This window comes from Pseudomonas sp. GZD-209 (genome assembly GCF_049310485.1).
Classification (GTDB): Bacteria; Pseudomonadota; Gammaproteobacteria; order Pseudomonadales; family Pseudomonadaceae; genus Aquipseudomonas; species Aquipseudomonas sichuanensis.
This window is the reverse complement of sequence record NZ_JBMOWQ010000164.1, coordinates 1-12493: the sequence shown is the minus strand read 5'-3', so window position 1 is coordinate 12493 and position 12493 is coordinate 1. Positions and strand designations below refer to the sequence as shown.

Below are 12493 nucleotides of genomic sequence, written 5' to 3'. Positions count from 1 at the left end.
CGGATCAGTCCAGCAGGGTGGCCCAGCCTTCAACGACGTCGCCGCCCCATTTGGCTTTCCACTCTTTCAGGGTCTTGTGGTTGCCACCCTTGGTTTCAATAACCTCGCCATTGTGCGGGTTCTTGTACTGCTTGACCTTGCGTGCGCGTTTGGTGGCGGTGACTTTGGTCGCGCCGCGCGGGGCCTTGCTCAGTTTGCTTTCCGGGTCGAGCAGGGCAATCACGTCACGCAGCGACTTGGAGTATTCGCCCATCAGGGTGCGCAGTTTGCCTTCGAACTCCAGTTCTTTCTTCAGCTTGTCATCCTGGGACAGGTTGGCCAGGCGGGCCTGAAGTTCTTTGATGGCTTCTTCGGTGGCGCGGTATTCGTTGATCAGCGACATGGCGTGTTCCTTAATGCATATTCAGGGAGACAGTGCGGGCAATAATAGACAGGCGATACTCGCAAGTAAACAATTAAAAAGTCACGAATCAATTAATAGCAGTGAATGGCCAGATCGCTGTTTGGTTAAAAAAAATTTACATAAATGACAGGTTAATCGCCATACCCCTTTACGAAGAAGGGAGATGGCGCGTGCGAATTTTCCCTGTCGCCGGCGCTGCGATGCCTGTCGATCAATACTGCGTTTTTCCTTCCGGGCCGCTAGAATATGCGCCTTTGCGAAGTTCTGGAGCCCCCTCATGCGCACCTATCGACTGGTGATTGCCTGCCCCGACCGTGTCGGCATCGTGGCAAAAGTCAGTAATTTCCTGGCCCTCTATAATGGCTGGATCAACGAGGCCAGCCACCACTCCGATGAACAGAGTGGCTGGTTCTTCATGCGCCATGAAATCCGCGCCGAATCCCTGCCGTTCGGCATCGAAGCATTCCGCGAGGCCTTTGCGCCGATCGCCGAAGAGTTCTCCATGACCTGGCGGATCACCGACTCGGCGCAGAAGAAGCGCGTGGTGCTGATGGCCAGCCGTGAATCCCACTGCCTGGCCGACCTGCTGCACCGCTGGCACACCGATGAACTGGATTGCGAGATCCCCTGCGTGATCTCCAACCATGACGACCTGCGCAGCATGGTCGAGTGGCATGGGATTCCGTTCTTCCATGTACCGGTCGACCCGAAGGACAAGGCCCCGGCCTTCGCCGAAGTGTCGCGCCTGGTCCAGGAGCACGGTGCCGACGTGGTGGTGCTGGCGCGCTACATGCAGATTCTGCCGCCACAGCTGTGCCGCGACTACGCGGAAAAGGTCATCAACATCCACCACAGCTTCCTGCCGTCGTTCGTCGGTGCCAAGCCCTACCACCAGGCCGCCCTGCGCGGGGTGAAGCTGATCGGCGCGACCTGCCACTACGTCACCGAAGAGCTGGATGCCGGCCCGATCATCGAGCAGGACGTGGTGCGTGTCAGCCACGCCGACAGCATCGAGGACATGGTGCGTTTCGGCCGTGACGTGGAGAAGATGGTGTTGGCCCGTGGCCTGCGTTATCACCTCGAAGACCGCGTGCTGGTGCACGGCAACAAGACTGTGGTCTTCGACTGACCATGGCAGGCCCTCGCGACAAGGCCGGCGCCTGCGCGCCCCCAACCTTGGGCGAAGGCTGCCTGGCGCGTTTCGACCCCGAAGCGCTGCGCGACGAGGACGGCACCGAGTTCCCCGGTGCCGCCGCGTTGTGGCAAGCGCTCAACCCCCCTGAGGCCGCCAGCGCTCCAGCAGCGGACTCGCAAGCAGGCGCACGCGCGCTGCCCCCTCCGGCCGGCCGAGAGAAGTAGCCGGTAATCGAGCGTCAGCTCAGGATCGCCGCGGCAGCCGTCGAACTTCACCCCCAGACCAGCCGGTGCGTTTCATGCAGTGATCTGGCGATCAAGCCAGGCGCATTTGGTCAGGGGTTCGCGGCCTTCGGCCAACAGCTGATGCACGGTGTCCAGCCAGTAGTTGCGGGAGGCTGGATGGCGCATATCGATCGGGTGTAAACCCAGGCGCAATGTATCGGCCTGCTGCCAGCGTCGGTACTGCCAGTCGTTCATCAGCTTCGACAGGCTGCGGCGCCAGGCACTGCGCGCACTCCACACCAGGCCAGGGGCGTTGAATGCGGTGAAGTCCGGCAGGCGATACAGGTAGCGGGCAGTGCTGGTATAGCGCAGCGGCAGTTGGCGCAAGGCCTGCCGAGTGCCTTCGCTCATCAGCCATGCGGGGGCGACGAAGCCGGCGACGGGCCAGCCGTGCTGGTTGAACAGCGCCAACCCGGCTTGCAGGCGTTGCAAGGCTGCCATTTGGTCGAGCCCGTAGAACTCAGCTTCATGGGTGTAGACACGGCGCATGAAGTACTCGCCAGGTCCACGGGGCTGCGGCCCGTCGTCGGCGTGGTAGTAACCATGCAGGGCCAACTCGTCACCCAGGGCCAGGCGCCGCTCGAGCAGGCGGCAGAAGGTCGGTGAGCGGGGCAGGTAGTTGCGGTGGTGGAAGTCCGGGACTACCAGCCAGGTCATCGGCACGCTGCCAAGGGTGTCGATGGCCTGCACGAAGGGCTGGTAGTCGGGCCAGGTTTGCGGCGCGACATCGTGCAGCACCAGCATCAGGCTACGTGCGGCGCCGTCGGGCTCAGCCATGGGCGCGTACCTGCGGCAGGTGGCCGAGTACCGCCTGGTAGTGCAGCAACAGGCCGTTGACCACCTGGTCCCAGCTATAGTGCTGCTCCACATGCAAGCGGGCCTGGGCACCGAGGCGGCCCACGCCGTCCTCGAACGCTTCGCGCACCCCGTCGGCCATGGCCTGGCTGTCGTTGGGGCGACACAGGCGGCCACACTGCTCGGTGACGATCTCCCGGAACGCGCCTGCACGTACGGCGACCACCGCCGTAGCGCTGGCCATGGCTTCGAGAATCACCAGGCCAAAGGTTTCCTGATTGCCGGCATGCAGCAGCAGGTCGGCACTGGCCAGTAGCCGGGCGACTTCCTGCGCTGGGCAGAAATGGTCGATCACGCTGACGTTGTCCGGCACGCTGGCCGGCATGTTCGAACCTAGCAGCAGCAAGTGGTAGCGGTGGCCCAGCAGGCGCATGCAGTCGAGCAGTACCGGCAGGTTCTTTTCCCGCGAGCCACGCCCGGCGAACACCAGCAGGCGGCTGGTTTCAGCGATGCCCAGCTCGGCGCGCAGGCCGGGGTCGTGCTGGGCCGGGTTGAACAGTGCCAGGTCAACGCCCAGGTGCTGCACGTACACATCCCTGATCCCCAGCCGGCAAAGCTTGTCGGCCATCACCTGGCTTGGCGCCAGCACCCGGTCGAAGTTGCCGTACAGCTTGCTCACATAAGCCTCGACATTGGGCGTGCACCAATGGCCCATGCGGTTGCTTGCCAGCAGCGGCAGGTCGGAGTGATAGAAGCCGATCACCGGTACACCGAGCTTGCGCCGTGCCTCCAACGCGGCCCAGGCGGTGAGGTAGGGGTCGCCGACTTCGATCAGGTCGGGCTGCAGGCGGCGCAGCATGTTGCACCAGGGGGCCAGGCGCAGCGGGAAACGGTAGCCGTTGCCGAATGGCAGGGGTGGGGCGGGGACGTGGTGGATGCCATCGGCGTGGCTGGCGCTGGGGCCGGGGATCAACAGGCTGTGGCGTACGCCGGGCATGGCGCCGAGGCGGCGGTGTTTGGCATCGAGGTACGTCCGCACACCACCGCTGGCTGGAGCGTAGAACATGGTGATGTCGGCGATGTGCACGATCAGCATCCCTCCGGGGTCGACTTCAGGATCGTCATCGGGGGTGATACGCCGACGATGATTCGCCCTGAAGGTTGACCTTATAGAAGGATAGTTTGTTCGATCGGGCTGTGGGCTGGCAGGGGGAGCGGCGCTGGCTTCTTCGCGGATGAACCCGCTCCCACAGTGATCGAGACAGTTTCAGGCACTGTGCAGATCCTGTGGGAGCGGGTTCACCCGCGAAGCAGGCAACTTGGTCAGAAGGTCAGATGCGGAAGCTGCCGACCAGGTGCTTCAGGCGGCCGGCCTGCTGCTCGAGGTCCGAGCAGGCGCGCAGGGTGGCCTGCAGGTTCTCGACGCCTTCCTGGTTGAGCATGTTGATTTCGTTGATGTCCATGTTGATCGAGTCGACCACGGCGGTCTGCTCTTCGGTGGCGGTGGCCACCGACTGGTTCATGCCGTCGATTTCGCCGATGCGCTGGGTCACGCTACCCAGGCGCTCGCCGGCCTGGTTGGCGATCTCCATGCTGTCCTGGCTGTGGCGCTGGCTCTGGCCCATGGTGTCGACCGACTCGCGGGCGCCGATTTGCAGCTCCTCGATCATGGTCTGTACCTGCTGCGCCGACTCCTGGGTGCGGTGGGCCAGGTTACGCACTTCATCGGCGACCACGGCAAAGCCACGCCCGGCTTCGCCAGCACGCGCAGCCTCGATGGCGGCGTTGAGCGCCAGCAGGTTGGTCTGCTGCGAGATGCTGGTGATCACCTCGAGAATCTGGCCGATGTTGACGGTCTTGTTGTTGAGCGTCTCGATGTGCGAGCTGGAGGTGACGATCAGGTCCGACAGGCGGTTCATCGCATCGATGTTGCGCTGCACCACGTGTTGGCCTTCCTCGGCCAGCAGGCGTGCGGAGCTGGCGTGCTGCGACGCCTGGGCGGCGTTGCCGGCGATCTCCTGGGCGGCGGCACCCAGTTGGTTGATGGCGGCAGCGACGCTGTTGGTGCGGTTGGACTGCTCGTCGGAGTTGGTCATCGACGAGTTGGAGGCGCTGATCACCCGCAGGGCCACTTCGTTGACCTGCTCGGTGGCCGAGGACACTTCGCGGATCGAGGTGTGGATGCGTTCGACGAAGCGGTTGAACGCCGTGCCGAGAATGCCGAACTCGTCGTGGTTGTCGATCTGCAGGCGGCGGGTCAGGTCGCCTTCGCCTTCGGCAATGTTCTCCATGGCGCGGGTCATGGTGTGCAGCGGCTGCAGCAGCACACGGATCAGCAGGCCGAGCAGGGCGATGATGATCACCACCGCCACCAGGGTGGCGATGACCGCCGAGGTGCGGAAGTTGCTGAGCATGGTGAAGGCTTTGTCTTTATCTACCGACAGGCCGATGTACCAGTTGGCCGAAGGCAGGCCCTTGACCGGGGTGAAGGTCAGCAGGCGGGTCTGGCCATTGAGTTCGACTTCAGTCAACTCACGGGACAGTTTCGGTGTGTGCTGCGGGAACAGGTCCGACAGCGACTTCATCACCAGGTTCTTGTCCGGGTGCACCAGGATCTTGCCTTGGTCGTTGACCAGGAAGGCATAGCCCATGCCGCCGAAGTTCAGCGAGTTGATGATCTCGACCAGGCCGTCGAGGGCCAGGTCACCACCGACCACGCCGACCGAGCGCGAAGCGGTGCTGATGATCGAGATGACCATCTTGTTGGTGGCCATGTCGATGTAGGGTTCGGTGAGCATCGGCCCGTTGGCGTTCATGCCGTCCTTGTACCAGGGGCGCACGCGTGGGTCGTAGCCATCGGGCATCTTGGTGTCCGGGCGCACGGTGAAGGTGCCGTCGGGCTGGCCGAGGTAGATGGTCAGGAAGCTGGAAGTGAGGGCATTCTGGCCCAGCAGGGGGCCGATGTTCTGTGGGTACTGGGCAAGGTTCTGGGCAACGTTCTCGACCAGCTTGATGCGCCCCTCGAACAGGTTGCGGATGTTGGTGGACGTGGATTCGCCCATCTCAGCCAGGTAATTCTCCAGGTTCTCGCGAATGGCATTACGCTGGAGGTAGTCGTTGTACAGGGTGAACAGGCTGAAGGCGAGGATCACGATGAGTGATGCCGCCATAAGAATCTTGTGGCTGAAACGAAGGCTTTTATTCATGACGTGATCGCGTCCGCTAAGGTTTTTTTATCGGGTCGTTCGCACAAAGCACGGTGGGAAAACAGTGCAACAGGTCCCGTGGGTCCTTTTCGGGTTGTAACTGTCTTTCTGTTTGGAATCATTTTGAAATATCGGCCGTTACCACGCAGAACTTGAGCAAAGGATGAAGAAGATGCCGGATTCTTTTCAAATGCTTGTAGGCGCTGGCCCTGACGGTCAGCCGGTGTCCCAGGCCATGCGCCTGGCCAATCGCCACGGGCTGGTGGCGGGTGCCACAGGTACCGGCAAGACCGTCACCTTGCAGCATCTGGCCGAGCTGTTCAGCGATGCCGGTGTGGCAGTGTTCGCCGCTGATGTGAAGGGCGACCTGTGTGGCCTGGGCGCGGCCGGCGCGCCGCAGGGCAAGGTGGCTGAGCGTATTGCCGGGATGCCTTGGCTGAACCACCGGCCGCAGGCCTACCCGGCCACCTTGTGGGATATCGCTGGCCAGTCGGGGCACCCTTTGCGCACCACCCTGAGTGAAATGGGCCCTTTGCTGCTGGGCAACCTGCTGGAGCTTACCGACAGCCAGCAGGCAGCCTTGTATGCGGCCTTCAAGGTGGCAGACCGTGAGGGGTTGTTGTTGCTCGACCTCAAGGACCTCAAGGCCTTGTTGGCGCACTTGAAGGACAACCCGCAACTGCTCGGCGAGGACAGCGCGCTGATGACCAGTGCCTCGACCCAAGCCCTGCTGCGCCGGCTGGCCACTCTGGAGCAGCAGGGTGCCGAGGCGCTGTTCGGCGAGCCGGCGTTGCAATTGCAGGACTTGCTGCACCCTGATAGCGACGGCCGTGGCCGCATCCATTTGCTCGACGCCAGTCGCCTGGTGCATGAGGCGCCCAAGGTCTATGCGACCTTCCTGCTGTGGCTGCTCGCCGAGCTGTTCGAGCAATTGCCCGAGCGCGGTGATGCCGACAAGCCGGTACTGGCGCTGTTCTTCGATGAAGCCCACCTACTGTTCAACGATACGCCAAAGGCGTTGCAGGACCGCCTGGAGCAAGTGGTGCGGCTGATCCGCTCCAAAGGCGTGGGGGTGTATTTCGTCACCCAGTCGCCCGGCGACCTCCCTGATACCGTGCTGGCCCAGTTGGGGTTGCGTATCCAGCACGGCCTGCGGGCGTTCACCGCCAAGGAGCAGAAGTCATTGCGCGCCGTGGCCGATGGCTTTCGCCCCAACCCTGCGTTCGACAGCCTGACGGTGCTGACCGAGCTGGGTATCGGGGAGGCGCTGGTGGGCACCCTGGAAGAAAAGGGCACACCGGCGGTGGTTCAGCGGGTGCTGATTGCCCCACCGCAGTCGCGGATCGGGCCGTTGAGCGCGGCCGAGCGCAGCGCGTTGATCGCGGCTTCGCCATTGCTGGGCCGTTACGACAAGCCGATCGACCGCGAGTCGGCCTATGAAATGCTCTTGCAGCGCAAAGGCGCGCCGCTGGAGCCTGCGCCCGAGCCCAAGGCCGATGAGGAAAGCCTGGCCGACAAGGCCGGCGAGTTTCTGCAGAGCGCGGCCGGGCAGGCGATCAAGTCGGCGGTGCGCCAGGCGGCCAACCAGTTGGGGCGGCAGTTGGTGCGCGGGTTGATGGGGTCGTTGCTCGGCGGCAAGAAGCGTTGATGCAAGGGGCCGCTGTGCGGCCCAATCGCTGGCAAGCCAGCTCCCACAGGTAAGGCTAGTGCGGTCAGTGTGGGAGCCGGCCTGCCGGCGAAAGGGCTGCAAAGCAGCCCCAAGGCATGGCTCACAGCCGCGGGTAATCGATGTACCCCACCGGCCCCTTGCCATAGAAGGTTTCCGGATGCGGCGCATTGAGTGGCGCATCGGCCGCCAGCCGTGCCGGCAGGTCGGGGTTGGCGATGAACGGAATGCCAAAGGCCACCGCATCGGCCTTGCCGCTGGCCAGGGCGGCATTGGCGCTGGCTTTGTCGAAGCGCTCGTTGACGATGTACGGGCCGCCGAACGCTTCCTTTATAAGCAGGCCAATACTGTCGTCGGCTTCCTTCTCCCGTGAACAGATGAACGCGATACCGCGCTTGCCCAGTTCCCGGGCCACGTAGGTGAAGGTCTCGGCGCGGTCGGCGTCGCCCATGTCGTGGGCATCGGCGCGAGGTGCCAGGTGTACGCCGACGCGGCCGGCGCCCCACACCTCGATGGCTGCGTCGGTCACCTCCAGCAGCAGGCGCGCACGGTTTTCCAGCGAGCCGCCGTAGCGGTCGCTGCGCTGGTTGGTGCTGCTCTGCAGGAACTGGTCGAGCAGGTAGCCATTGGCGCCATGGATCTCCACACCGTCGAATCCGGCGGCCTTGGCGTTCTCGGCAGCGCTGCGGTAGGCCTCGACGATGTCGGCGATCTCTTCGGTTTCCAGGGCGCGCGGGGTGGGGTAGTCGCTGAGCGGCCGCACCAGGCTCACATGGCCCTTGGGCTGGATGGCGCTGGGGGCTACCGGCAGCTCACCGTTCAGGTACGACGGGTGGGAGATGCGCCCGACGTGCCACAGCTGCAGGAAGATGTGCCCGCCGGCGGCATGGACGGCCTTGGTGACGTTGTGCCAGCCGCGGACCTGCTCGTCGTTCCAGATGCCTGGGGTGTCGGGGTAGCCGACCCCCATCGGGGCGACCGAGGTGGCTTCGCTGAGGATCAGCCCGGCGCTGGCGCGTTGCACGTAGTACTCGGCCATCAGCGCGTTGGGTACCCGGCCTTCGTCGGCACGGCAACGGGTCAGCGGGGCCATGATGATGCGGTTGGGTAGTTGCAGGTCGCCCAGTGTGATTGGATCGAACAGCGTGGTCATACCGATTGCCTCGCAGCTATCAATTGGAAACCGTGGCCAGTTCGGCGTCGCTGCCGCGCTGGTTGAAGGTGATCAGGGTGACGATCAGCGCCAGTACCGCCAGGGCCGCCGCAGCCAGTGGCACGCGGGTCAGGCCGAAGCCGTGGGCGATGACACTGCCGCCCACCCAGGCGCCCAGGGCGTTGCCCAGGTTGAACGCGCCGATATTGAGGGTCGACACCAGGTTCGGTGCTGCCTTGCCGTAGGTGACCACGTTGACCTGCAGTGCCGGTACGGCGGCGAAAGCAGCGGTGGCCCAGAGGAACAGGGTGATCTCGGCGGGCACCAGCGCCGTGCTGGTCCAGCTCAGCGCGGTGGAAACCACGGCCATGGCGGTGAACACACCCATCAAGGTGGCGCCCAGGCGTCGGTCGGCGAGCTTGCCGCCGACAATATTGCCCAGGGTCAGGCCCAGGCCGATCAGCAGCAGCGTCCAGGTCACGCCACGCGGCGACACGCCAGTGACATCGCCGAGCAGCGGCGCAACGTAGGTGAACAGGGCGAACATCGACGCCGAAAACAGCACGGTCATGCTCAGCGACAGCCAGATGCCGGCGCCTTTGAGCGCAGCCAGTTCGGCGCGCATGTTCACGCTCTGCTCTTCGGCCTGGCGTGGCAGGAAGCGCAGCAGGCCGATCAGTGCGACCACACCGATGCCGGTCACCGCCCAGAATGTCGAACGCCAGCCGGCGACCTGGCCCAGCGCAGTGCCCAGCGGCACGCCCAGTACGTTGGCGAGGGTAAGGCCGGTGAACATCAGCGCGACGGCCGAGGCGCGGCGGTTGGCCGGCACCAGGCTGGCCGCCACCACCGAGCCGATGCCGAAGAACGCGCCGTGGCACAACGCGGTGACCACCCGGGCGAACATCAGCAGGTTGTAGTCGCCGGCCACCGCGCACAGCAGGTTGCCAATGATGAACACGCCCATCAGCGCCACCAGCGCGGCCTTGCGCGGCAGGCGAGCGGTGGCCAGGGCCATGAACGGCGCGCCGATGGCCACGCCCAGGGCGTAGCCGGTCACCAGCCAGCCGGCACCGGGGATGCTGACGCCCAGGTCCTGCGCGACATCGGGCAGCAGGCCCATGATGACGAACTCGGTGGTGCCGATGGCGAAGGCGCTGAGCGCCAGGATCAACAATGAAAGGGGCATAGCAAGGTCCTTGTCAGAGCTCTTGGCTCATCTGCGCGAGGAACGCCTGGATGGTGGCCTCGTTGCGTTTGAAGAAGTGCCATTGGCCGATCTTCTGGCTGCTGATCAGGCCGGCGCGCTGCAGGGTCGCCAGGTGGGCCGAGACGGTCGACTGCGACAGGCCGCAGCGTTGGTCGATCTGCCCGGCACACACACCCTGTTCGGTGCTGTGATGCTGGTCGGGGAACTGCGCGGCCGGGTCCTTCAGCCAGCTGAGGATTTCTCGCCTAACCGGGTGGGACAGGGCTTTTATTATTTCGTCGAGATCGAGTGGCATGGATGGGCTCGTGGTGTATAGCGGTATATCGCGATGGGGCGAAATATAAATCGGTATTTCGCGATATACAAATATGAAAAGGTTCTGAGTTGATCGAAAATCGCTATATCGGGTTATGACGATATAGGTTGGCGCAGTGCTAGACTGCGGCCATGAATTACCTCGCACACCTGCACCTGGGCGGCCCGGCGCCGCAACAACTGCTCGGCAGCCTGTATGGCGATTTCGTCAAAGGCGCGCTGGAAGGGCGCTTTCCAGCTGAACTGGAAGCCGCGATCCGCTTGCACCGGCAGATCGACAGCTACACCGACAGCCACCCGTTGGTACTGGCCGCGCTGGCGCGCTTCCCGCGTGAGCGCAGGCGTTACGCCGGGATCGTCCTGGATGTGTTCTTCGACCATTGCCTGGCGCGGCACTGGGGGGAGTACGCCGACCAGCCGTTGGCGCAGTTCACCGGCAACTTCTACCGTGTGCTGTTGGCCGAACCGCAATTGCCGGGGCGGCTGGCGCGTATTGCGCCGTTCATGGCCGCCGATGACTGGCTGGGGGCGTATGGCGATTTCGCCACGCTGGAACAGGTATTCGGCGGCATCGCCCGGCGTTTGTCGCGACCGGAAGGCCTGCAAGGGGTGATGCTGGAGCTGGAGCGCCTGTATGAGCCGTTGCTCACGGATTTTCGGGCGTTCTATCCACAGTTGCAGGCGTTTGCGGCGGCGGGGCGCTGAGGCGCGCAATCAGCCCAGCAGCTGCTTCATCTGTATCAGTGCAACCCGGCTGTGATTCGGTGCCTGGCGTTCCTCTATATGGAAGGGGGTGAACCCAAGCTGCGGATAGAGCAACAAGCCTGCAGTATTGTGGTTGAAGCACGACACCCAGATTTCTTGCGCTGCGAACTGTTCGCGGGCCAGCGCGATCATGCACTGCACCAGATAGCGCGCCACGCCCTTGCCGCGTGCGGCGGGGGCGACCACCACGTTACCGAGCGCACAGATGCCGCCGGCTTCTGCTTTATAGAAGTTGGCGAAGCCCAGTAGTACGCCGTCCTCTTCAACCACGGTCGAACCGCTGCGCTGGGCGATGGCCTCGCTCAGTTGGTTGGGTGTCAGCGGGTAGGTGGCTTTGGGGAACATGTAGAAAAGTTCGTCCGGGCCCTGGGGGAAGCAGCAGATGGCAGGGATGTCGGCGGTTTGGACTGGGCGGTGGGTCAGCGGCATTGGGGGCTTCATCCTGAAAGGGTTAGGCGAGCTTGGCGCCTGTGGTTTGGGCATTACCTTATGTAGGGTAATGCCTTGTGTGGGGCTTGGCAGCTCTTGGAGTGGGCGCGGGGGCTTTGCTAAGAATTTAATTGTTGGGCAGGGTTGACGGCCTACTTTAATGCTGTATTATTCGCCTCCCGCAGCGAGACATCGCAGCGGAGAAGCAGTAAGTTGTTGAAATTCCTGAAAAAATTTCAACAAGGCGGTTGACAGCAGGTTGTAACGCTGTATGATTCGCCTCCCGCTACGAGAGATCGCAGCGAGTTAAGCGGTTGAAGCTAAACGAGTTTCTCGGAAAGAACTTCAAAATAAACGCTTGACAGCCAATGAGGAAGGCGTAGAATGCGCGCCTCGGTTGAGACGAAAAGCTCTTAGCCAAACGCTCTTTAACAAATTGAATCAAGCAATTCGTGTGGGTGCTTGTGAGTACGGACTGATAGTCAAAAAGATTATCAGCATCACAAGTGGCCATGCGAGAAATCACATAGTCATTTGAGATTGCTGAGCCAAGTTTAGGGTTTCTTAAAAACCCAAGCAGTATTGAACTGAAGAGTTTGATCATGGCTCAGATTGAACGCTGGCGGCAGGCCTAACACATGCAAGTCGAGCGGATGAGAAGAGCTTGCTCTTCGATTCAGCGGCGGACGGGTGAGTAATGCCTAGGAATCTGCCTGGTAGTGGGGGACAACGTTTCGAAAGGAACGCTAATACCGCATACGTCCTACGGGAGAAAGCAGGGGACCTTCGGGCCTTGCGCTATCAGATGAGCCTAGGTCGGATTAGCTAGTTGGTGAGGTAATGGCTCACCAAGGCGACGATCCGTAACTGGTCTGAGAGGATGATCAGTCACACTGGAACTGAGACACGGTCCAGACTCCTACGGGAGGCAGCAGTGGGGAATATTGGACAATGGGCGAAAGCCTGATCCAGCCATGCCGCGTGTGTGAAGAAGGTCTTCGGATTGTAAAGCACTTTAAGTTGGGAGGAAGGGCAGTAAGTTAATACCTTGCTGTTTTGACGTTACCGACAGAATAAGCACCGGCTAACTCTGTGCCAGCAGCCGCGGTAATACAGAGGGTGCAAGCGTTAA

Annotated in this window: 12 protein-coding genes, 1 rRNA gene and 1 pseudogene; 5 read left to right on the top strand and 9 right to left on the bottom strand. The window is 62.7% G+C overall.

The genetic code is table 11. The annotated features are described in order from the left end of the window. Positions 1-4: 4 nt before the first annotated feature. Positions 5-382 carry a histone-like nucleoid-structuring protein MvaT gene (gene mvaT, locus ACO6VM_RS18820; RefSeq protein WP_110994923.1) on the bottom strand — a complete coding sequence of 126 codons (378 nt, stop codon included), beginning with the start codon at positions 380-382 and terminating at the stop codon, positions 5-7. Between the two features lie 298 nt (positions 383-680). On the opposite strand from mvaT, the gene purU reads away from it, so the two are divergent. Further along, positions 681-1532 (top strand): formyltetrahydrofolate deformylase, encoded by an 852-nt coding sequence (purU, locus tag ACO6VM_RS18815; RefSeq protein ID WP_125465422.1) that lies wholly within the window; start codon positions 681-683, stop codon positions 1530-1532. A gap of 2 nt (positions 1533-1534) precedes the next feature. Further along, positions 1535-1762, top strand: coding sequence for a hypothetical protein (locus ACO6VM_RS18810; protein WP_422403635.1), 228 nt, complete (start codon positions 1535-1537; stop codon positions 1760-1762). A gap of 72 nt (positions 1763-1834) precedes the next feature. On the opposite strand, the gene ACO6VM_RS18805 is transcribed toward ACO6VM_RS18810, so the two are convergent. The 4 genes and pseudogenes from ACO6VM_RS18805 to ACO6VM_RS18790 all read right to left on the bottom strand — a co-directional run. Next, entirely contained in the window at positions 1835-2599 is a 765-nt protein-coding gene (locus ACO6VM_RS18805; RefSeq protein WP_422403634.1) for a DUF2334 domain-containing protein, read from the bottom strand. Next, on the bottom strand, positions 2592-3713 hold the full coding sequence (locus ACO6VM_RS18800) for a glycosyltransferase family 4 protein (RefSeq protein ID WP_422403633.1): 1122 nt from the start codon (positions 3711-3713) through the stop codon (positions 2592-2594). Before ACO6VM_RS18800 ends, ACO6VM_RS18805 begins: the two co-directional genes overlap by 8 nt. A 235-nt stretch (positions 3714-3948) precedes the next feature. Further along, on the bottom strand, positions 3949-4713 hold the full coding sequence (locus ACO6VM_RS18795; protein ID WP_371923764.1) for a methyl-accepting chemotaxis protein: 765 nt from the start codon (positions 4711-4713) through the stop codon (positions 3949-3951). Positions 4714-4806: 93 nt separating this feature from the next. Next, positions 4807-5787 (bottom strand): annotated as a pseudogene (locus ACO6VM_RS18790) (HAMP domain-containing protein); the annotation flags it as partial. Between the two features lie 208 nt (positions 5788-5995). Here ACO6VM_RS18790 and ACO6VM_RS18785 point away from each other — a divergent pair. Continuing rightward, positions 5996-7471: a helicase HerA-like domain-containing protein gene (locus ACO6VM_RS18785; protein WP_422403632.1), complete on the top strand. Its 1476-nt coding sequence runs from the start codon at positions 5996-5998 to the stop codon at positions 7469-7471. Between the two features lie 121 nt (positions 7472-7592). Here the strand turns inward: ACO6VM_RS18785 and ACO6VM_RS18780 are convergent, their stop codons facing one another. From ACO6VM_RS18780 to ACO6VM_RS18770, 3 genes are read right to left on the bottom strand one after another with little or no spacing between them, the layout of a single operon-like run. Continuing rightward, on the bottom strand, positions 7593-8642 hold the full coding sequence (locus ACO6VM_RS18780; protein ID WP_422403631.1) for an alkene reductase: 1050 nt from the start codon (positions 8640-8642) through the stop codon (positions 7593-7595). Positions 8643-8661: 19 nt separating this feature from the next. Further along, complete coding sequence (locus ACO6VM_RS18775) at positions 8662-9831, bottom strand: MFS transporter (RefSeq protein ID WP_125465415.1); 1170 nt, start codon at positions 9829-9831, stop codon at positions 8662-8664. A 13-nt stretch (positions 9832-9844) separates the two neighbouring features. Then, on the bottom strand, positions 9845-10147 hold the full coding sequence (locus ACO6VM_RS18770) for an ArsR/SmtB family transcription factor (protein WP_110994930.1): 303 nt from the start codon (positions 10145-10147) through the stop codon (positions 9845-9847). A 152-nt stretch (positions 10148-10299) separates the two neighbouring features. Between ACO6VM_RS18770 and ACO6VM_RS18765 the strand changes: the two genes are divergently transcribed. Next, positions 10300-10872 carry an ACP phosphodiesterase gene (locus tag ACO6VM_RS18765; protein WP_401059942.1) on the top strand — a complete coding sequence of 191 codons (573 nt, stop codon included), beginning with the start codon at positions 10300-10302 and terminating at the stop codon, positions 10870-10872. Positions 10873-10881: 9 nt separating this feature from the next. Here ACO6VM_RS18765 and ACO6VM_RS18760 read toward each other — a convergent pair whose 3' ends face one another. After that, positions 10882-11361: a GNAT family N-acetyltransferase gene (locus ACO6VM_RS18760; protein WP_401059944.1), complete on the bottom strand. Its 480-nt coding sequence runs from the start codon at positions 11359-11361 to the stop codon at positions 10882-10884. A 584-nt stretch (positions 11362-11945) separates the two neighbouring features. On the opposite strand from ACO6VM_RS18760, the gene ACO6VM_RS18755 reads away from it, so the two are divergent. Next, positions 11946-12493 (top strand): 16S ribosomal RNA (locus tag ACO6VM_RS18755); the annotation flags it as partial.

Bases quoted from the DNA above. Each gene is read 5' to 3' on its own strand.
- mvaT (WP_110994923.1), bottom strand. From the start codon at position 382: ATGTCGCTGATCAACGAATACCGCGCCACCGAAGAAGCCATCAAAGAA.
- purU (WP_125465422.1), top strand. From the start codon at position 681: ATGCGCACCTATCGACTGGTGATTGCCTGCCCCGACCGTGTCGGCATC.
- ACO6VM_RS18810 (WP_422403635.1), top strand. From the start codon at position 1,535: ATGGCAGGCCCTCGCGACAAGGCCGGCGCCTGCGCGCCCCCAACCTTG.
- ACO6VM_RS18805 (WP_422403634.1), bottom strand. From the start codon at position 2,599: ATGGCTGAGCCCGACGGCGCCGCACGTAGCCTGATGCTGGTGCTGCAC.
- ACO6VM_RS18800 (WP_422403633.1), bottom strand. From the start codon at position 3,713: ATGCTGATCGTGCACATCGCCGACATCACCATGTTCTACGCTCCAGCC.
- ACO6VM_RS18795 (WP_371923764.1), bottom strand. From the start codon at position 4,713: ATGACCAACTCCGACGAGCAGTCCAACCGCACCAACAGCGTCGCTGCC.
- ACO6VM_RS18785 (WP_422403632.1), top strand. From the start codon at position 5,996: ATGCCGGATTCTTTTCAAATGCTTGTAGGCGCTGGCCCTGACGGTCAG.
- ACO6VM_RS18780 (WP_422403631.1), bottom strand. From the start codon at position 8,642: ATGACCACGCTGTTCGATCCAATCACACTGGGCGACCTGCAACTACCC.
- ACO6VM_RS18775 (WP_125465415.1), bottom strand. From the start codon at position 9,831: ATGCCCCTTTCATTGTTGATCCTGGCGCTCAGCGCCTTCGCCATCGGC.
- ACO6VM_RS18770 (WP_110994930.1), bottom strand. From the start codon at position 10,147: ATGCCACTCGATCTCGACGAAATAATAAAAGCCCTGTCCCACCCGGTT.
- ACO6VM_RS18765 (WP_401059942.1), top strand. From the start codon at position 10,300: ATGAATTACCTCGCACACCTGCACCTGGGCGGCCCGGCGCCGCAACAA.
- ACO6VM_RS18760 (WP_401059944.1), bottom strand. From the start codon at position 11,361: ATGCCGCTGACCCACCGCCCAGTCCAAACCGCCGACATCCCTGCCATC.